Raw genomic sequence first — 18,693 nt, 5'->3', positions numbered from 1 at the left:
CGCGCACCCGCTGCGGGCCGTGAGCGGGGCAGGGCGGCCGGGGGCCTGGCGCGTGGCGTACCGGGCCGTCCCGTCGCCGTACGCGCGAGGGCCCGGACGCTGGGGAGCGTCCGGGCCCTCGTCGCAGTCTGTCCACGCGTGGTTACGGGAGCTGAGCCGCCCGTGCCTCGCGCCGGTTGTCGCGGAAGGTGTTCACCCGCCGTGCCGTGGCGAAGAGCGGGATCACCGCCCCCAGGACGACCTGAAGGGCGCAGCCGGTCTGCAGGAGCAGCTGCCCGCCGGGAGCGTCGAACGCCCACGCGGCGAGGAGCCCCATCGCGGCCACGATCCAGCTGAGCATCGCCACCGCGAGGACACCCCGCGGCTTCGGGTACTCGACCCGGCTGACCATCAGCCACGCCACTCCGATGATCGCGAGCAGCGTCGGCACGAAGGGCAGCTCCAGGAGCACGATCGAGACGACCGTCAGCGCTCCGAAGGGACTCGGCATGCCCTGGAACATGCCGTCCTTCAAGGTCACGCACGAGAAGCGCGCAAGCCTGAGCACCACCGCCAGCAGCACCACGATCGCCGCGAGCGCCGACACCCGCTGGTGTGCGTCGTCCGCGACCATGCCGTACACCAGCACGAAGTACGCCGGTGCGAGGCCGAAGCTGATGAGGTCGGAGAGGTTGTCCAGCTCCGCACCCATCGGCGAGGAACGCAGCTTGCGTGCCACGAGGCCGTCGAAGAGGTCGAACACCGCCGCCATGAGCATGAGGATCACCGCGGTGGCAGCGGAGTGGCGGGCCATGCCCGACTCGTCACTGCCGGTGAGGTGCGGGATGAGGATGCCCGTGGTGGTGAAGTACACCGCCATGAATCCGCACGTGGCGTTACCGAGGGTGAGGGTGTCCGCTATCGACAGCCGCATGGAGAGCGGCATGTCCTCGGCGTCGTCCTCCTCGTCGGCCTCCGGGACCCACCCGGCCTGCGTCTCAGGATCAACTACGGTCAATTCGAGTCACCCCCGCGGTGGTGGCCTGCCCGACCTCGACCGCGACATCGACACCTTCCGGAAGGTAGATGTCCACGCGCGAGCCGAAGCGGATCAGACCGATGCGTTCGCCCTGCTCCACCTTCGTGCCCTGCGGGATGTAGGGGACGATCCGACGGGCGACCGCTCCCGCGATCTGCACCATCTCGATGTCGCCGAGCTCGGTGTCGAAGTGCCAGACAACACGCTCGTTGTTCTCGCTCTCCTTGTTGAACGCCGGGACGAACCCTCCCGGGATGTGCTCCACCGAGGTCACGGTGCCGGCCAGTGGGGCGCGGTTGACGTGAACGTTCAGCGGGCTCATGAAGATCGCGACGCGGGTGCGCCCGTCCTTCCACGGCATGATGCTCTGCACCACGCCGTCGGCCGGCGAGATGACGCGACCCTGGGTGATCTCGCGCTCGGGGTCACGGAAGAACCACAGCATGCCCGCCGCGAGCGCGGTGGTGGGCACGGCCACGGCGGCCCAGCGTCCGGACTTGCGGGCCCGGGCGAGGCTGAGTGCCGCGGTGGCGACGGTCGGGAGGAGCCACGGCGATGCTCCACGGGCGAGGCGGACCCCGCCGCGCGTTGCAGGGATTTGGCTGTCGGGCATGGATGACCTTCGTAGCGGATGATGCCGCGCTGGCAACGGGGGGACGGCGGCTTTCCGGCGATGCTATCGGGTGCGAGCGGCAACTGGGCAAGCCAGGAGCCGAGTCGGACAGCTGAAAGGCTCCCGACGGAGGTGACCGGCTGTGATGTTCTTCGCTGCCAAATCACCCTGTAAGGGACATTTCAGCCTTGGAGCCGGTACTCCTCGAGCAGCCGGCGACCGATGATCATTTTCTGGATCTCGGCGGTACCTTCACCGATCAGCAGCATCGGGGCCTCGCGGTAGAGGCGCTCGATCTCGTACTCCTTGGAGAAGCCGTAGCCGCCGTGGATACGGAAGGCGTCCTCGACGACTTCCTTGCAGTACTCGGAGGCGAGGTACTTCGCCATCCCTGCCTCCAGGTCGTTCCGCTCCCCGGAGTCCTTTTTGCGTGCTGCGTTCACCATCATCGCATGGGCGGCTTCGACCTTGGTGGCCATTTCGGCCAGTTTGAACTGGATCGCCTGGTGCTGGGCGATCGGCTTTCCGAAGGTCTGGCGCTGCTGGGCGTACGAAACGCCCAATTCGAATGCACGTTGTGCGACGCCGCAGCCACGGGCGGCGACATTGACGCGCCCCACCTCGACACCGTCCATCATTTGGTAAAAACCTCGGCCGGTGGTGCCCCCCAGCACGCGATTGGCCGGAATGCGCAGTCCGTCCATGATGAGCTCGGTCGTGTCGACGCCCTTGTAGCCCATCTTGTCGATCTTCCCCGGGATCGTGAGACCGGGGCGGACCTCGCCGAAGCCCGCCTCCTTCTCCACGAGGAAGGTCGTCATCGACTTGTGCGGGGCCGTTCCCTCGGGGTGTCCTTCGTCACTCCTGCAGAGGACGGCGACCAGAGTCGACGTGCCGCCGTTCGTCAGCCACATCTTCTGGCCGTCGAGGACGTACTCGTCCCCGTCCTTCACGCCCTTCGACGTGATCGCCGAGACGTCGGAGCCCAGGGCCGGCTCGGACATCGAGAACGCGCCCCGCACCTCGCCCAGCGCCATCCGGGGCAGGAACGTGTCCTTCTGCTCCTGCGTCCCGTGCTGCTTCAGCATGTAGGCCACGATGAAGTGCGTGTTGATGATGCCCGACACGCTCATCCAGCCCCGGGCGATCTCCTCGACGCACAGCGCGTACGTGAGGAGCGACTCGCCCAGGCCGCCGTACTCCTCCGGGATCATCAGCCCGAACAGGCCGAGCTCCTTGAGTCCTTCGACGATCTCCGTCGGATACTCGTCGCGGTGCTCCAGCTGGGTCGCGACGGGAATGATCTCCTTGTCGACGAAATCCCGGACCGTGGAGAGGATTTCCTGCTGGACGTCCGTCAGACCGGCGGTCTGCGCGAGTCGGCTCATGGCTACTTCTCCGCGTTCTTGCTCGACGGGGACACGATCTCCGGGCGGCCGGGCTGCTCCCCGCCGCGCTCCTTGATGTACGTCTCGGTGGGCACCATCACCTTGCGGCGGAACACGCAGACCAGCGTGCCGTCCTGCTTGTAGCCCCTGGTCTCCACATAAACGATGCCGCGGTCGCTCTTGGACCTCGACGGCGTCTTGTCGAGCACGGTCGTCTCGCCGTAGATCGTGTCACCGTGGAAGGTCGGCGCGACGTGCTTCAGCGACTCCACCTCCAGATTGGCGATCGCCTTTCCGGATACGTCCGGCACGGACATGCCGAGCAGCAGTGAGTAGATGTAGTTGCCCACCACGACGTTCTTCTTGAAGTCCGTCGTCTTCTCGGCGTAGTTGCTGTCCATGTGCAGCGGATGGTGATTCATGGTCAGCAGGCAGAAGAGGTGGTCGTCGTATTCCGTGACCGTCTTCCCGGGCCAGTGCTTGTAGACGGCACCGACCTCGAACTCCTCGTACGTGCGTCCGAACTGCATGTCAGGCCTCCGGGGCTTCGAACTTGGAGGTGCGCTGCATGCCGGCGGCGCGGCCCTTGCCCGCGATGACCAGGGCCATCTTGCGGCTGGCCTCGTCGATCATCTCGTCGCCGAGCATCGCCGAGCCCTTCTTGCCGCCCTCCTCCGAGGTGCACCAGTCGTACGCGTCGAGGATGAGCTCGGCGTGGTCGTAGTCCTCCTGCGAGGGGGAGAACACCTCGTTCGCCGCGTCGACCTGGCCGGGGTGCAGCACCCACTTGCCGTCGAAGCCCAGCGCCGCGGCACGGCCCGCGACCTCGCGGTACGCGTCCACGTCGCGGATCTGCAGGAACGGGCCGTCGATCGCCTGGAGGTCGTGCGTACGGGCCGCCATCAGGATGCGCATCAGGATGTAGTGGTACGCGTCCGCGGGGTAGCCGGGCGGCTGCTGGCCGACGACCAGGGTCTTCATGTTGATCGAGGCCATGAAGTCGGCCGGGCCGAAGATCAGGGTCTCCAGGCGGGGCGAGGCGGCGGCGATGTCGTCGATGTTCACCAGGCCCTTGGCGTTCTCGATCTGCGCCTCGATGCCGATCTTCCCGACCTCGAAGCCCATCGTCTTCTCGATCTGGGTCAGCAGCAGGTCCAGCGCGACGACCTGCTGCGCGTCCTGGACCTTCGGCAGCATGATGCAGTCGAGGTTCGGGCCCGCGCCCTCGACGACCGTGATGACGTCGCGGTACGTCCAGTGCGTCGTCCAGTCGTTGACCCGGACGACCCGGGTCTTGCCGGTCCAGTCGCCGTTGTTGAGGGCGTCGACGATGTGGTGCCGGGCGCCCTCCTTGGCGAGGGGCGCGCAGGCGTCCTCCAGGTCCAGGAAGACCTGGTCGGCCGGGAGGCCCTGGGCCTTCTCCAGGAAGCGCGGGTTCGATCCGGGTACGGCGAGACACGAGCGCCGCGGACGCAGACGGTTCACGGGCGACGGGCTGGGCGTGGTCATGCGGGGACCTCCAGTGGGTCGAGCTTGTTCGCTTTCCGGATCTCGTCGACGATACGGCCGATGATCTCGGTGATGCCGAAGTCCTTCGGAGTGAAGACGGCGGCTACGCCGGCTTCGATGAGGGCGCGGGCGTCCGCCCCCGGGATGATGCCGCCGGCGATCACCGGGACGTCCGTCGCACCGGCCTCACGCAGCCGGTTCAGCACGTCCGGCACCAGCTCGGCGTGCGAGCCGGACAGGATGGACAGGCCGACGCAGTGCACGTCCTCGGCCAGCGCGGCGTCCGTGATCTGCTCGGGCGTCAGCCTGATGCCCTGGTAGACCACCTCGAAGCCGGCGTCCCTGGCCCGTACGGCGATCTGTTCGGCCCCGTTGGAGTGCCCGTCCAGGCCCGGCTTGCCGACCAGCAGGCGCAGCCGTCCCACGCCCATGTCCCCGGCGGTGCGGGACACCTTCTCGCGGACCACCGCGAGCGGGGTGCCGGGCTCGGCGGTGACGGCCACCGGCGCGGACGAGACGCCCGTCGGCGCACGGAACTCGCCGAAGACATCGCGCAGGGCCCAGGACCACTCACCGGTGGTGACACCCGCACGCGCGCACTCGACGGTCGCCTCCATCATGTTCGCGGTGCCCGCCGCGGCCTTCTTCAGCGCCGTCAGCGCCTCGGTGGCACGGGCCTCGTCGCGGTTGTCGCGCCACTCGTGCAGCGCGCTGACGACCCGGGCCTCGTTCTCGGGGTCCACCGTCATGATCGCCGCGTCCAGGTCGGCGGTCAGCGGGTTGGGCTCCGTCGTCTCGTAGATGTTGACGCCGACGATCTTCTCCTCGCCGGCCTCGATCCGGGCCCGCCGGGCGGCGTGCGAGGAGACCAGCTCAGACTTGAGGTAGCCCGACTCGACGGCGGCCATCGCGCCGCCCATCTGCTGGATGCGGTCGATCTCGGCCAGCGACTCGGTGACCAGCTCGTCGACCTTGGCCTCGATGACGTGCGAACCGGCGAAGACGTCCTCGTACTCCAGCAGATCGCTCTCGTGCGCGAGCACCTGCTGGATGCGGAGCGACCACTGCTGGTCCCACGGCCGCGGCAGACCCAGCGCCTCGTTCCAGGCGGGCAGCTGCACGGCACGGGCACGCGCGTCCTTGGAGAGGGTGACGGCCAGCATCTCCAGCACGATGCGCTGGACGTTGTTCTCCGGCTGCGCCTCCGTGAGCCCCAGCGAGTTGACCTGTACGCCGTAGCGGAAGCGGCGCTGTCTGGGGTCCGCGATGCCGTAGCGCTCGCGCGTGACCTGGTCCCAGATGCGGCCGAAGGCGCGCATCTTGCACATCTCCTCGATGAAGCGGACCCCCGCGTTCACGAAGAAGGAGATGCGGGCGACGACGTCGCCGAACCGCTCCTCGGGCACCTGCCCCGAGCCGCGCACGGCGTCGAGCACCGCGATGGCCGTCGACATGGCGTACGCGATCTCCTGGACCGGAGTGGCCCCCGCCTCCTGCAGGTGGTAACTGCAGATGTTGATGGGGTTCCACTTCGGGATCCGGTTGACCGTGTACGTGATCATGTCGGTCGTCAGCCGCAGGGAGGGACCCGGCGGGAAGACGTGCGTCCCCCGCGACAGGTACTCCTTCACGATGTCGTTCTGCGTCGTGCCCTGGAGCCTGTCGGGGTCCGCCCCCTGCTCCTCCGCGACCACCTGGTAGAGCGCCAGCAGCCACATCGCGGTGGCGTTGATCGTCATCGAGGTGTTCATCTGCTCCAGGGGGATGTCCTGGAACAGCCGTCGCATGTCACCGAGGTGCGAGACGGGCACGCCGACCCGGCCCACCTCGCCGCGGGCGAGGACGTGGTCGGGGTCGTACCCGGTCTGCGTGGGCAGATCGAAGGCGACCGAGAGACCCGTCTGGCCCTTGGCGAGGTTGCGCCGGTACAGCTCGTTGGACGCCTCGGCCGTCGAATGGCCGGCGTACGTCCGCATGAGCCACGGACGGTCCTTCTGACGATCGGTCATGGTGGACCTCAGACGTTCCGGAAGCGGTTGATGGCGTCGATGTGCTGCTCGCGGAGCTCTGTGTCACGCACGCCGAGACCCTCGCGGGGCGCCAGCGCGAGGACGCCGACCTTGCCCTGGTGGAGGTTGCGGTGCACGTCGTACGCGGCCTGGCCGGTGTCCTCCAGGGAGTAGACCTTGGAGAGCGTCGGGTGGATCTTGCCCTTGGCGATCAGGCGGTTGGCCTCCCACGCCTCGCGGTAGTTGGCGAAGTGCGAGCCGATGATCCGCTTGAGCGACATCCACAGGTAGCGGTTGTCGTACTCGTGGTTGTAGCCCGAGGTCGAGGCGCAGGTCACGATGGTGCCGCCCTTGCGGGTCACGTACACGCTCGCGCCGAAGGTCTCACGGCCCGGGTGCTCGAAGACGATGTCCACGTCCTCGCCGCCGGTCAGCTCACGGATGCGCTTGCCGAAGCGCTTCCACTCGCGCGGGTCCTGGTTGTGCTCGTCCTTCCAGAACCTGAAGCCCTCGGCGTTGCGGTCGATGATCGCGGTCGCGCCCATCTTCCGGCAGATCTCCGCCTTCTTGTCGCTGGAGACGACGCAGATCGGGTTGGCGCCGCCGGCCAGCGCGAACTGCGTCGCATAGGAGCCGAGGCCGCCGCTCGCGCCCCAGATCAGGACGTTGTCGCCCTGCTTCATGCCCGCACCGTTGCGCGAGACGAGCTGGCGGTAGGCGGTGGAGTTGACCAGGCCGGGGGACGCGGCCTCCTCCCAGCTGAGGTGCTTCGGCTTGGGCATCAGCTGGTTCGACTTGACCAGCGCGATCTCGGCGAGGCCGCCGAAGTTGGTCTCGAAGCCCCAGATGCGCTGCTCGGGGTCGAGCATCGTGTCGTTGTGGCCGTCGGAGGACTCCAGCTCGACCGAGAGGCAGTGCGCGACGACCTCGTCGCCCGGGTTCCAGGCGTTGACGCCCGGCCCGGTGCGCAGGACGACGCCCGCCAGGTCGGATCCGATGACGTGGTACGGCAGGTCGTGGCGCTTGCTGAGGTCGCTGAGCTTCCCGTAGCGCTCAAGGAAGCCGAAGGTCGAGACCGGCTCGAAGATCGAGGTCCAGACGGAGTTGTAGTTCACCGAGCTGGCCATGACCGCGACCAGGGCCTCGCCCGGTCCGAGCTCGGGCACCGGCACGTCCTCCACGTGGAGGGACTTGCGCGGGTCCTTGTCGCGGCTGGCGACGCCGGCGAACATCTCCGCCTCGTCCTTGTGCACGGTCACCGCGCGATACGACTCGGGGATGGACAGGGCCGCGAAGTCGGCGGCGGTGCTGTCCTGCGACTGGATCGCGTCCAGGATTTCCTTCACGGTGATGCCTCCGGCAGATCGGGTCTCCGGCGTCGAGGGAAACGCCGGAGGACCCCTGTGGTCAGGGGAGCGGTGCGGTGTGGAGGTGTGCCGTCGGTTCGGCGGGCGGTGCTGTGTGCCTGCTCGGTGGAGCAGAAGGGTTTGCCTGTGACGCAGGCGTCCGGGCGCGCTGACACGTGGTCTGCGGGGACAGCCGGCGTACGAGAGATCTCTGCACGCCGGCCGCCCGGACGCCTTCAACGTATGGCACTCCGTGACAGGTGGCAAGGCACCCAGTGCCAACAATTTCTCTCAGTTGTCATCTCGTAGGCACGCATGAGCAACATCATGGGTGGTATGCCCCAGTGCTCCCTCTTTTGTGCGCGCTACGGCGCGGTGCGGTACACGTACGGCGTCGTCGTGCTCAGCGCCGTGAAGCCGAGCCGCCGCAGGATCGGGGCGGACCGATCCGTCGCGTCGACCTGGAGGAAGAGGTAGCCGCGCTCGGCGGCGACACGGGCCCGGTGGGCGATCAGTGCCCGGTAGATGCCCCTGCGCTGCCACTCGGGCGCCGTACCGCCGCCCCAGAGGCTCGCGAAGCCGGTGCCCGGGTGGAGCTCCATCCGGGCCGCGCTCACGGGCTCGCCGTCCGCGAGGACCACGACCGCGAGGAAGGTGTCGTCGGTCAGGCGGGCCAGGGCCTGATGGCGCAGCCGTGAACCGTCGGTGCCGAAGGCCAGCTCGTGCGCCCGGACCATCAGCTCCACCCCCGCCGCGTCGGACACCGCCCTGAGCTCCGTGCCGGCCGGGAGTTCCACGGGGGTGGCCAGGCCGGCGGCCGGGGCGACGAACAGGGTCTCCGGCGGCTCCGCCGCGAAACCCGCGGCCAGCAGCCTCCCGCCGAGGTCGGCCGGCCGGTCGTGGGAGTACAGCTTCCACTCGAACTCGTCGTGCCCGAGGGCGGTGTAGTGCTCCACCTGCTCCGCGATCACCGCTTCGGCCCGTACGGCATCGAGGTCCGGAGCCGTCCAGACGACCCCGTTCCAGTCGTCGGCGGCGCCGACCTGGCGGACGACGTCGGGGCGGCGCTCGACCCGTACGCCGGGACCTTCGGGGCGGGCGTGTTCGCGCATCTCGTGATCGAAGAGGGCCAGCATCTCGTCGGATTCCATGCACGCATCCGAGCACGCCGGCCACCGCCCCGACCACCGGGTTTCCTCCCGCCGGTCTCACCGCGTGGAGCGAGGCGCCGCGCCACCGCCCTGGTACGCGGGAGCGGACGTGCGGCCCGCCGACGGCCGGGAGACGGCCCGGACCGGGCTCAGGCCTCCTTGAGGGCCTGCTGGATCGTGCGCATGACCTCGTCGAGCGGCGCGTCCGTACGTGCCACGGCGACCAGCACCTCGCCCTCCCTGGACGCCGACGCCGCGGGCGCCCTCCCGGTGTCGCCGCCCACGGTCCTGCCGGCGCCGATCCCCGTGCCGAAGGTCTCCCGCACGATCGCGAAGGCGTGGTCGAGCTGTGTCTCGACGTCGCCCTGGCCGTCCGCGCGCAGCCAGCGTCGCAGCACATGGTTGTGCGCGGTCACCACGGCGGACGCGGCCACCTCGGCCAGCAGCGGGTCGTCGTTGCCGACGTGGTGGTCGCGCTCGTCGAAGTGGCCCAGCAGATAGCGCGTGAACAGCCGCTCGTAGCGGGCCACCGAGGCGATCTCCGCCTCGCGGAGCGTGGGCACCTCACGGGTCAGTTTGTAGCGCGCCACGGAGACCGCGGGCTTCGCCGCGTACATCTTCATGACCTCCTTGATGCCGCGGCACACGGTGTCGAGCGGGTGCTCGTGCGCGGGAGCGGCGTTGAGGACGGCCTCGGCCCTGACGAGGGTGTCGTCGTGGTCCGGGAAGATGGCCTCTTCCTTGGAGCGGAAGTGGCGGAAGAACGTGCGCCGGGCGACCCCGGCGGCCCCCGCGATCTCGTCGACCGTCGTCGCCTCGTACCCCTTCGTGGCGAAGAGTTCCATCGCCGCCGCGGCCAGCTCGCGGCGCATTTTGAGCCGTTGCGCGGCGGCCCGGGTGCTCGCGGCACTCTCCGGGGCGTCCGTCGCGGCGGAGGAGCGGGGGGACTTGGCGGGTTGGGACATGAGGTGAACGTAACCCATCGGTGCGGCGGAGTGCGCCTGCGGGGGCTGGTCACCCGGGGGTCCGAGCAACCCGCCCCACCGGGCCCCCGGCCCGGAGGGGCCGGCGGCAGGCGACCTGGCGTCGCCTGCCGCCGACCGCTCAGCGGCGGGCATACTCGCGGAATCCGCGCCCCGTCTTGCGGCCGAGGCAGCCCGCGGCCACCAGATGCTCGAGCAGCGGCGCCGGGGCGAGGCCCGGGTCGCGGAACTCGCTGTGCAGGACCTTCTCGATGGCGAGCGACACGTCCAGGCCGACGACGTCCAGGAGTTCGAACGGTCCCATGGGGTAGCCGCCGCCGAGCTTCATCGCCGCGTCGATGTCGTCGAGCGTCGCGTAGTGCTCCTCGACCATCTTGATCGCGTTGTTGAGGTACGGGAACAGCAGCGCGTTCACGATGAACCCGGCCCGGTCACCGCAGTCCACCGGGTGCTTGCGCACCTTGAGGCAGACCTCACGGACGGTGGCGTGCACGTCGTCGGCGGTCAGCACCGTGCGGACCACCTCGACCAGCTTCATGGCGGGGGCCGGGTTGAAGAAGTGCATCCCGATGACGTCCTCGGGGCGCGAGGTCACCCGTGCGACCGCCACGACCGGCAGCGACGAGGTGGTCGTCGCGAGCACCGCGCCCGGCTTGCAGACCTTGTCCAGCGTCGTGAAGAGCTCCCGCTTGATCTCCAGGTCCTCAGCGACCGCCTCGACCGCGAGATCGACATCGGCGAAGGAGTCCAGCGTGCCCGCGGGGGTGATCCGGGCGAGCGTCTCGTCCCGGGCTTCCTCCGTCATCCGCCCCTTCGAGACGGAACGCCCCAGGGACTTGGCGATCCGGGCCTTGGCCGTGTCCGCCTTCTCCTGACTGCGCGCGGCGAGGACCACGGAGTAGCCGGCCTTCGCGAAGACCTCCGCGATGCCTGACGCCATCGTCCCCGAGCCGGCCACACCGACCGAGGAGACCTCGCGTCCGGCCACCGCGCCCGCGCTCTCCGCGGGGGTCAGGGCGTCCGGCACCACGTCCTGGCCGCCGGGGGCGTCGTAGGTGTAGAAGCCGCGGCCCGCCTTGCGGCCGGTCAGCCCGGCCTCGCTGAGCTGCCCGAGCACCGGGGCCGGGGCGTGCAGCCGGTCGCGGGACGCCGTGTACATGGCTTCCAGGACCGTGCGGGCCGTGTCGATCCCGATCAGGTCGAGCAGTGCCAGGGGGCCCATCGGCAGCCCGCAGCCCAGCTTCATGGCGGCGTCGATGTCCTCACGGGAGGCGTAGTTCGCCTCGTACATCGCCGCGGCCTGGTTGAGGTAGCCGAACAGCAGGCCGTCCGCGACGAAACCCGGACGGTCGCCGACCGCGACCGGCTCCTTGCCGAGCTCGCGGGCGAGCCGGGTCACGCTCTCCACGGCCGGCGGGGCGGTCAGGACGGACGAGACCACCTCGACGAGCTTCATGGCGGGGGCCGGGTTGAAGAAGTGCAGGCCGAGGACCCGCTCGGGGTGCTTCGACTCGGCGGCCAGCCGGGTCACCGACAGGGCGTTCGTCCCCGTCGCGAGGATCGCGGTGGGGGAGACGACCGCGTCGAGCTCGCGGAAGACCTGCTGCTTGATCTCGTACGTCTCCGGCACGACCTCGATGACCAGCTCCGCGTCGGCGGCGGCCTGCAGGTCGGAGAAGGTGCGGAACCGGGCGAGGACGTCGTGCCGCTCCTGCTCTGTGATGCGCTCACGGAGCACGGCACGCGCGGTGGAGGCCTCCAGGGAGGCGACGGCCTGACGGGCGGCGGCTTCGCTGACGTCGATGCCGATGACCTCGCGGCCGGCACGGGCCAGGACCTCGGCGATGCCGGTTCCCATGGTGCCGAGGCCGACGACGGCAATGGTGGTGAGCGGGGTGTCCATCACGGGACTCCAGGGTGAGTGACGACTGAGGAGGAGCACGGCGGCGCGCGGGGCCGAAATCCCAACCGGCGCTCTGTGCGCGGACATTGCGTGTCGTGGTGCACGATCCCGGGTGCGCACGGCACACCGGGTGAAAGGTGACGGGCCCTGTCCCGGGCCGCGTCCACAACTGCCGAACCGACAAGCACTCCGGGTGGCTGCGTCACCAGGCCACCGGAGCCGGCGGGGAGTGTGTCCCGCTCACTTGAGATTAACCGGCGAGTAACGAGCGCGCCAGCCCTGGCTGTCTGTGCGCTGGCACACAGTTCCATGAACACGGAACGTGCGCAGGGATAAACTCACCGTCATGAATGAGGAGTTCCGCTCGCTGACGGACCGGCTCGAGGGCGAGGCGGGTGGGTCGGAGGCCTTCCGCCGCCTGCTCGCCACCGAGGACGACGAGGAACTGGCCGGAGTGCTCGTCGAGCGCGAACGCCCGCTGTGGGCCCGCGAGATCGCGGCGTTCCGGCTCGGCTGCAAGGGAGACAGCCGGGCCTTCGAGGCACTGGTGCTCCTGCTCAACCATCGCGATCCCGAACGCTGCGTCTCGGCCGCGCACGCCCTGCGGCTGCTCGGTGACCCCCGGACACCCCGCGCGGCGGCGGCGCTCGCCACGAACAGCCTGCGGACGGCCTACGCCCTGCACCCGGTGCGTCTGCTCACCGCCCTGCGCGCCCCCGAGGCGGTACCCGCTCTGGTCAGCACCCTGCACCGGCTGCTGATCCCCGGTGAGCCGCACTGGCGCGTCGCGCTCGCCTGCGTCGAGGGGCTGGGCACCCTGGGCGACGGCAGGGCCCGTCCGGTCCTGGAAGCCGCCCTGCCGCACCCGCGCCTCGGCACGGCGGCGGCGGAGGCGCTCAGGCGGCTGCCGACGGGGTGAGGGGCGGGCGCCGGACGGCCCTCAGGGTGCGAGTTCCTCCACGTCGCACGCTGCCAGCAGCTCCTCGACCGCGGCGCGGACGGATTCGTCCTCCAGGAACCCCCGCCAGCCGCCGCCGCTGCCGAGCCGCTGGTCACGGGCCGGCACCTCGCGCAGGAGCTGGGCGGCGGGCCGGGCGGCGGGGCCGATCCGTGCCAGGTGGCGCAGGGCAGGGAGCACGACCGGCCGGGAGGCACCCTCGGCCAGCCCTCGCACGGTGGTCGTCAGCGCCGGGACGGTGTTTTCGGTGTCACCGGTCACCGCCCACAGGGCGTGCGCCGCTTCGACACGGGCCCAGGCCCCGGTGTCCGCGGTCATCGTCCTCAGCGGGTCCGCGTAGCGTGCGGCGTGCGCGCCCAGGTCGGCGAGTATGCGTAGGGCGGGGCGGGGGAAGCCGTCGGCGGTGAGGGTCCGGTCCAGCGCTTCGAGGACCGGACCGGGTTCGCCACCGACCTTCCAGCAGGCCCAGGCAGCGAGTTCCGCGTGTGCGTCGCCGGGCCGCGAACGGGCCGACAGGACTTCCCGTGCCACCCTGCCCGGTGTTCCGATCCCGGCCAGTGCCGTCGCCGCCGCGGTCCAGGCCCGGTCGTCCTCCAGCAGGCCTAGCAGTTCGGGAACCGCCGGCTCCGCTGCCGGGCCCCAGTCCGCGAGCACGTCGCAGTACGAACGGAGTATGTGGATCTCCGCGGCGGCGTCGAGCCGGCCGCGGATCATCGGGAGGAGCGGCTCGGCGTGGTCGGGGAGGTGGCCGACGACCTCATGGAGCGCGGGGAGGACCGGGTAATGCCAGTCGGCGGACGGGTAGTGGGCGGAGTTCGACGCGAAACCGGACTGTGGCCTGGCCCCCGCTTCGATCAGCCCCGGCACGCAGCGAGGGTCGTTCATCCGCGCCAGCGCCCATACGGCGGCCTCGGCGACGGTCTCCCGTCGGCGTGTGTCCCGGACGCCGGTGTCACCGAGCAGCGCGGCGACGTCATCGGCGTACGGCGATGCCACCGGCCCCAGGCAGGCCAGCAGTTCGGCCGCCCGGAAGCGGACCTCGGCGGCGGGATCGTCCAGCCGGGCGGCCAGGCGCGGAAGAAGCGCGGTGGCCGGCGAGCGCCACCGGGCCAACAGCCCGCCCGCACGGGCCAGCCCGCCGACGCGCTGTTCGACGTCGGGGTGGTCGTCCAGCAGGCCGAGCGTGAACGACGGGGAGGGGCCGGTGAGCAGGGCGGCCGTCCAGTGCTGCACACCCTGAACACCGGACTCCACCGTGCTGGTGTGCTGCCACAGCTCGACGTCCGGGTCGCGCACCGCTTCCAGCAGGATGTCGATCCGCTGTGCCGGAAGGCCGGGGTCGGCAGGGGCGATCGCGTGCACCGCCGCAAGACGTGTCTGCGCCTCGGGGGCGTCGAGCAGCCCGCGGAGCACCGCACGGGCCTCGGCGCCGTGTTCGCCCGACGGCTCCTGCAGCGCCGCGCGTCCGAGTGCGAGGACCAGGTCGAGACGCGTCGCCGCGTCGTCCTCCACCTCCCAGCGGCGGAGCAGCGCCGGCAGCGTGAGCTCTCCGGGACTCCGGCAGGAACCGATGACGTCGGCCGCGTCCCGCCGCACCGCCGGGTCCGCGGCGTCGAGCAGCGCGAGTACCTCCGGCAGCGCGCGCTCCCATGCCGCCGGCCAGCCGGGATCCAGCCGCTCCTCGGCGACCCGCCCGACCTCCGACACCAGCCTCGACACGATGCCCAGCAACGTCCGACGGCTCGGCACATCCGGCGTAGCGGCCAGGCGCAGCAGATACGGCAGCGCGGCCGTGGCGGCGGAGCAGATCCAGCCGCCCTGGTGGAAGAGGTTGTTGAGAAGCTCGTCCGCCGCCCGCTCCGCGTCGCGCGGATCCGGGCCCGCGCACCGGCGCAACAGGCCGGGCACGTCCTTCGCGGATCCGTAGTTGTGCCTGAGCGTGGCCCAGCCGACCGTGTCCCGTTCCCCCCACATGCGGGTGACCCTACGCGGGGCGGGCGGCCGGCGTCGCGGCCGGACCCGTGAACGCGCCGTGTGCCGAAGGCGAACCGCTCGGGCGGCGCGTCGGATCGCGCATGTACCTGACCTCCGGGACCGTAAAGCGGCGGGCCCGGGCGGTGTCCTCGAGGTCCCACAGGGACATCCTCACGAGACCGTCCGCACGGGCACGTGCCGTCACCTCGGCCGGGAGTGCGCCCGGTGCCCGTGCGCTCCGGGCGTATGAGCGGGCCGGGGGCGTACGCGGGAATGGGATGCGTGGTCACGTGGTCCGTCCTCGCGTACGCCCCCGGCCTGGGGCCCGGCCTCTCTCAGCCGCGCATCAGCCGCGGAAGCCCAGCAGGCCGTGCAGGGTGCTGCCCTTCGTGTTCGCACCCGCCTTCGCGGACGCAGTCGCCTTCGGCTCCGGCAGGGCGGCGCAGACCGCGTCCGGCCCGCTGCCGGCGGCGGCAGGCAGGGTGCCGTCCGTCAGGTAGCGCACCAGGTGCTTGTCCAGACAGTTGTTGCCGCTCAGCGTGATGCCGTGGTTCCCGCCGCCCTGCTCGACGACGAGGCCCGAGCCCCTGAGCTCGCGGCTCATGGTGACGCCGCCCTCGTAGGGGGTCGCCGCGTCATCGGTCGCCTGGAAGACCAGGGCCGGCCCGATCTCGTCATTGGTGACCCGCACGGGCTCCAGGGGCTCGACGGGCCAGGTGGCGCAGGGAGCGTTGTACCAGGTGTTGTTCCACGCCATGAAGGGCGCCTTCGCGTGCGCCTCCCAGGTGTCGTTGCGCCAGGTGCTCCAGGTGCGGGGCCAGCCGGCGTCACGGCACTGCACGGCCGCGTAGACGGAGTACCCGTTCTCCCCGGCCTTGTCCACGGCGGCGAAGTCCTCGTACGCGGTGGCGAGCGCGTCCTCGTCGTCGTCGTTCACGTACGCCGCGAACGCCTCGGCCAGGCGCGGCCAGTAGCCGTCGTAGTAGCCGCCCGGCATGAAGGTGTCCTCGAGCTCGCCCGGCCCGACCTTGCCGGCCGCGGGGTGCTTCTTCACCGCCTCGCGCATCCCGTACCACGCGGCTTCCACCTGGGCCGGGTCGCTGCCCAGCTTGTACGTGGCGTCGTTCTTCGCGACCCAGGCGGCGAAGGCCTTGTGGCGGGCGTCGAACGCGTGGTCCTGGCCGAGGTTGTCCTCGTACCAGACGCCGTCGGGGTCGACCACCGAGTCGAGCACCAGGCGGCGTACGCGCTCGGGGAACAGCTTGGCGTAGACAGCCCCGAGGTAGGTGCCGTACGAGTATCCGAAGTAGTTGATCTGCTTCGCGCCGAGGGAGCGGCGGATGACGTCGAGGTCCTTCGCGGCGCTGACGGTGTCCATGTACGGCAGCAGGTCGCCGTGCTTCTCGCCGCACGCGGTGGCGAAGGACGCGGCCCGGTCGCGCGCGGTCCTCTCCGCCTCGTAGGAGTCCGGCACGGAGTCGGGGCGCACGGGGGCGAAGTACTTCGGCAGGCAGTTCAGCGCGGGCCGGCTCTTGCCCACTCCGCGCGGGTCGAACCCGATCACGTCGTACTGGGCGGCGAGCTTCTTCGGCAGTGACCCCGCCACGAAGCCGGCCATGGAGAGTCCGCTGCCGCCGGGGCCCCCGGGATTCACCAGCAGCGGCCCCTGCGACTTCTTCGCCGTGTGGGGGATCCGGGAGAGGGCGAGCGTGACCGGCCTGCCCGACGGGTTGTCATGGTCCAGCGGCGCGGTGACCGTTGCGCACTGCAGCGTCGGATAGGACTTCGTCCCGCAGCCGGTCCACTTGAGCGGCGCGGCGGCGGGGGTGGCGGACGGTGTGGACGCGGTGGAGGGCGCGGCGGTCACCAGACCGGCGACCGTGGCGCCGACGGCGACCAGAATTCCTGCACGTTTCGTCATGGGGCCTCCCGTGGTGGGGCAACGCGGCTGTGGTGGGCACAGCTCCCGCCGCATGCTTCCCGGATCCGGGAGCGGAAGGACACGTGAGGCCGAGAGTTGACCCGTTCGGGCCGGGAGACGGATGCGGTCAGAGCAGGCTCAGCTGGGTGGCGCCGGCGGCGGGAGCCGCGGGTGTCTCGCGTACGGTGCGCCGGGCGCCGCCCCGGTCGGCCGGGCCGATGCCGAACTCCGCGGCCAGCTCGTGCACCCGGCGGGTGATGCCCCGCTGGTACCACGTCGGCGCGTACGCCCCGTCCGCGTACATCCGCTCGTACCGGTGCACCAGGTGCGGGTGGTGGTGGGCGAGCCACTGCATGAACCACTCACGGGCGCCCGGCCGCAGATGCAGGACGAGCGGGGTCACCGACGTCGCCCCGGCGGCGGCGATGGCGCGGACCGTGGCGCGCAGCTGGTCGGGATGGTCGCCGAGGAAGGGGATGACCGGTGCCATCAGGACTCCGCAGCCGATCCCGTTGTCCGCCAGGGCGCGCACGACGTCCAGGCGGCGCTCGGGGGAGGGGGTGCCCGGTTCGACGGTCCGCCACAGCTCGGGGTCGGTGAAGCCGACGGAGACGGAGACGCCGACCTCGGTGACCTCCGCGGCCTGCCGCAGCAGGTCGAGGTCGCGGAGGATCAGGGTGCCCTTCGTGAGGATGGAGAACGGATTCGCGTGGTCGCGCAGGGCGGCGATGATGCCGGGCATCAGCCGGTAGCGTCCTTCGGCCCGCTGGTAGCAGTCGACGTTCGTCCCCATCGCGATGTGCTGGCCCTGCCACTGCCGGGAGGCCAGATGGCGGCCCAGCAGTTCGGCGGCGTTGACCTTGACGACGATCTGGGAGTCGAAGCCCAGCCCGGTGTCCAGGTCCAGATAGCTGTGGGTCCTGCGCGCGAAGCAGTACACGCAGGCGTGGCTGCACCCCCGGTACGGGTTCACGGTCCATTCGAACGGCATGCGGGAGGCGCCGGGCACCCGGTTCACGATCGAGCGGGCCCGGATCTCGTGGAAGGTGATTCCCCTGAATTCCGGGGTGTCGAAGGTGCGTGTGGTCACCGCGTCCGCGGCGAAGAGGGCACCGTCGCCCGTTTTTGTGGTGTTCTCTGCAAGATTGTCCCAGCGCATGAACGCCTCCTCGGTAGCACTCCGCAGAGAATAGAACATATGTTCCCTTGATCGTGCCCGGTGGAAGGCCGGACCCGATTTTGAGGGGCCGTCCCCGAGGTGGTTGGCTCAGCAGCACCCCGAACAACCGAGTGCTGGAGGAGCAGGCATGGCGCAGGTCGAGGCCACGACAGAGCGGATCATCGCGGCGGACGCAGAGACGGTGTTCGATGCGCTGGCCGACTACAAGGAGGTCCGGGGCAAGGTGCTGACCGGGCACTTCAGCGAGTACGAGGTGCGCGAGGGCGGAGACGGCGAAGGCACCCTCGTCCACTGGAAGCTCCAGGCCACCAGCAAGCGGGTACGCGACTGCCTGCTCGAGGTCACCGAGCCCACCGACGGGCAGCTGGTCGAGAAGGACCGCAACTCCACGATGGTCACCACGTGGACGGTCACCCCGGCGGGCGAGGGCACTTCGAAGGCCGTCGTCACCACCGTCTGGAACGGCGCGGGAGGCATCGGCGGGTTCTTCGAGAAGACCTTCGCGCCCAAGGGGCTCGGCCGGATCTACGACGAACTGCTGCAGAACCTCGCCGCCGAGGTCGAGAAGTAACCCTGCTCCTCCTGCTGTTGGCGTCGCGGCCGGCCTCACCGGAACGGGTGGTTTTCCGGGGTGGCCGGTTGTGCGCCGTAGTGCCTCCCACCGGGGCGTAAGCCCTCTGTGTGCGCCGTGCGCACGCCCGGTCGCGTTTGCCCCGCCTTGCCACCTGGTGCGAGAAATG

Annotated in this window: 15 protein-coding genes; 2 read left to right on the top strand and 13 right to left on the bottom strand. The window is 70.4% G+C overall.

Features of this window, described 5'->3' with window-relative positions; translation table 11 throughout:
* Nucleotides 1-142: 142 nt before the first annotated feature.
* The 10 genes from pssA to ACIRJR_RS17355 all read right to left on the bottom strand — a co-directional run bounded on the left by pssA (nt 143) and on the right by ACIRJR_RS17355 (nt 11,920).
* Nucleotides 143-997, bottom strand: a complete 855-nt coding sequence (gene pssA, locus ACIRJR_RS17400; RefSeq protein WP_103514475.1) for a CDP-diacylglycerol--serine O-phosphatidyltransferase — start codon at nt 995-997, stop codon at nt 143-145.
* Nucleotides 984-1,631: a phosphatidylserine decarboxylase gene (locus tag ACIRJR_RS17395; protein WP_014153043.1), complete on the bottom strand. Its 648-nt coding sequence runs from the start codon at nt 1,629-1,631 to the stop codon at nt 984-986. The genes pssA and ACIRJR_RS17395 overlap by 14 nt, the downstream gene beginning before the upstream one ends.
* Before the next feature lie 182 nt (nt 1,632-1,813).
* On the bottom strand, nt 1,814-3,019 hold the full coding sequence (locus ACIRJR_RS17390) for an acyl-CoA dehydrogenase family protein (protein WP_403704260.1): 1,206 nt from the start codon (nt 3,017-3,019) through the stop codon (nt 1,814-1,816).
* A 2-nt stretch (nt 3,020-3,021) separates the two neighbouring features.
* The gene (locus tag ACIRJR_RS17385; RefSeq protein ID WP_403780796.1) at nt 3,022-3,549 is read right to left on the bottom strand and encodes a MaoC family dehydratase; all 528 of its coding nucleotides are present in this window, start codon (nt 3,547-3,549) and stop codon (nt 3,022-3,024) included.
* A gap of 1 nt (nt 3,550) precedes the next feature.
* Nucleotides 3,551-4,528, bottom strand: coding sequence for an HpcH/HpaI aldolase/citrate lyase family protein (locus ACIRJR_RS17380; RefSeq protein WP_403780793.1), 978 nt, complete (start codon nt 4,526-4,528; stop codon nt 3,551-3,553).
* Complete coding sequence (locus ACIRJR_RS17375; protein WP_403780790.1) at nt 4,525-6,537, bottom strand: protein meaA; 2,013 nt, start codon at nt 6,535-6,537, stop codon at nt 4,525-4,527. The genes ACIRJR_RS17380 and ACIRJR_RS17375 overlap by 4 nt, the downstream gene beginning before the upstream one ends.
* A gap of 8 nt (nt 6,538-6,545) precedes the next feature.
* A complete protein-coding gene (gene ccrA / locus ACIRJR_RS17370; RefSeq protein WP_403780787.1) occupies nt 6,546-7,883 on the bottom strand; it encodes a crotonyl-CoA carboxylase/reductase in 1,338 nt (445 codons plus the stop codon).
* A 365-nt stretch (nt 7,884-8,248) separates the two neighbouring features.
* Complete coding sequence (locus ACIRJR_RS17365) at nt 8,249-9,034, bottom strand: GNAT family N-acetyltransferase (protein WP_403780784.1); 786 nt, start codon at nt 9,032-9,034, stop codon at nt 8,249-8,251.
* A 149-nt stretch (nt 9,035-9,183) separates the two neighbouring features.
* Nucleotides 9,184-9,999 carry a TetR family transcriptional regulator gene (locus tag ACIRJR_RS17360; protein ID WP_403780781.1) on the bottom strand — a complete coding sequence of 272 codons (816 nt, stop codon included), beginning with the start codon at nt 9,997-9,999 and terminating at the stop codon, nt 9,184-9,186.
* 139 nt (nt 10,000-10,138) lie between these two features.
* Nucleotides 10,139-11,920, bottom strand: a complete 1,782-nt coding sequence (locus ACIRJR_RS17355) for a 3-hydroxyacyl-CoA dehydrogenase family protein (RefSeq protein WP_403780778.1) — start codon at nt 11,918-11,920, stop codon at nt 10,139-10,141.
* Nucleotides 11,921-12,266: 346 nt separating this feature from the next.
* Here ACIRJR_RS17355 and ACIRJR_RS17350 point away from each other — a divergent pair, with 346 nt between their 5' ends.
* A complete protein-coding gene (locus ACIRJR_RS17350; RefSeq protein ID WP_403780775.1) occupies nt 12,267-12,839 on the top strand; it encodes an adenylosuccinate lyase in 573 nt (190 codons plus the stop codon).
* Nucleotides 12,840-12,860: 21 nt separating this feature from the next.
* On the opposite strand, the gene ACIRJR_RS17345 is transcribed toward ACIRJR_RS17350, so the two are convergent.
* The 3 genes from ACIRJR_RS17345 to ACIRJR_RS17335 form a co-directional block, all read right to left on the bottom strand.
* On the bottom strand, nt 12,861-14,852 hold the full coding sequence (locus tag ACIRJR_RS17345) for a HEAT repeat domain-containing protein (protein WP_403780772.1): 1,992 nt from the start codon (nt 14,850-14,852) through the stop codon (nt 12,861-12,863).
* 346 nt (nt 14,853-15,198) lie between these two features.
* Nucleotides 15,199-16,773 carry an alpha/beta hydrolase gene (locus tag ACIRJR_RS17340; protein ID WP_403780769.1) on the bottom strand — a complete coding sequence of 525 codons (1,575 nt, stop codon included), beginning with the start codon at nt 16,771-16,773 and terminating at the stop codon, nt 15,199-15,201.
* Between the two features lie 127 nt (nt 16,774-16,900).
* Nucleotides 16,901-17,932: an Rv2578c family radical SAM protein gene (locus ACIRJR_RS17335; RefSeq protein WP_403780766.1), complete on the bottom strand. Its 1,032-nt coding sequence runs from the start codon at nt 17,930-17,932 to the stop codon at nt 16,901-16,903.
* Nucleotides 17,933-18,080: 148 nt separating this feature from the next.
* On the opposite strand from ACIRJR_RS17335, the gene ACIRJR_RS17330 reads away from it, so the two are divergent.
* Nucleotides 18,081-18,524, top strand: coding sequence for an SRPBCC family protein (locus tag ACIRJR_RS17330; protein ID WP_403780763.1), 444 nt, complete (start codon nt 18,081-18,083; stop codon nt 18,522-18,524).
* The last annotated feature ends 169 nt before the right edge of the window (nt 18,525-18,693 follow it).

Source organism: Streptomyces sp. NPDC102402, from assembly GCF_044765765.1.
Taxonomy (GTDB): Bacteria; Actinomycetota; Actinomycetes; order Streptomycetales; family Streptomycetaceae; genus Streptomyces.
Note: the sequence above shows the minus strand (reverse complement) of the source record. Positions and strands in the feature narration are given on the sequence as shown.

Bases quoted from the DNA above. Each gene is read 5' to 3' on its own strand.
- ACIRJR_RS17355 (WP_403780778.1), bottom strand. From the start codon at position 11,920: ATGGACACCCCGCTCACCACCATTGCCGTCGTCGGCCTCGGCACCATG.
- ACIRJR_RS17340 (WP_403780769.1), bottom strand. From the start codon at position 16,773: ATGACGAAACGTGCAGGAATTCTGGTCGCCGTCGGCGCCACGGTCGCC.
- ACIRJR_RS17360 (WP_403780781.1), bottom strand. From the start codon at position 9,999: ATGTCCCAACCCGCCAAGTCCCCCCGCTCCTCCGCCGCGACGGACGCC.
- ACIRJR_RS17380 (WP_403780793.1), bottom strand. From the start codon at position 4,528: ATGACCACGCCCAGCCCGTCGCCCGTGAACCGTCTGCGTCCGCGGCGC.
- ACIRJR_RS17335 (WP_403780766.1), bottom strand. From the start codon at position 17,932: ATGCGCTGGGACAATCTTGCAGAGAACACCACAAAAACGGGCGACGGT.
- ACIRJR_RS17390 (WP_403704260.1), bottom strand. From the start codon at position 3,019: ATGAGCCGACTCGCGCAGACCGCCGGTCTGACGGACGTCCAGCAGGAA.
- ACIRJR_RS17365 (WP_403780784.1), bottom strand. From the start codon at position 9,034: ATGGAATCCGACGAGATGCTGGCCCTCTTCGATCACGAGATGCGCGAA.
- ACIRJR_RS17375 (WP_403780790.1), bottom strand. From the start codon at position 6,537: ATGACCGATCGTCAGAAGGACCGTCCGTGGCTCATGCGGACGTACGCC.
- ACIRJR_RS17345 (WP_403780772.1), bottom strand. From the start codon at position 14,852: ATGTGGGGGGAACGGGACACGGTCGGCTGGGCCACGCTCAGGCACAAC.
- ACIRJR_RS17395 (WP_014153043.1), bottom strand. From the start codon at position 1,631: ATGCCCGACAGCCAAATCCCTGCAACGCGCGGCGGGGTCCGCCTCGCC.
- ACIRJR_RS17330 (WP_403780763.1), top strand. From the start codon at position 18,081: ATGGCGCAGGTCGAGGCCACGACAGAGCGGATCATCGCGGCGGACGCA.
- ACIRJR_RS17385 (WP_403780796.1), bottom strand. From the start codon at position 3,549: ATGCAGTTCGGACGCACGTACGAGGAGTTCGAGGTCGGTGCCGTCTAC.
- ACIRJR_RS17350 (WP_403780775.1), top strand. From the start codon at position 12,267: ATGAATGAGGAGTTCCGCTCGCTGACGGACCGGCTCGAGGGCGAGGCG.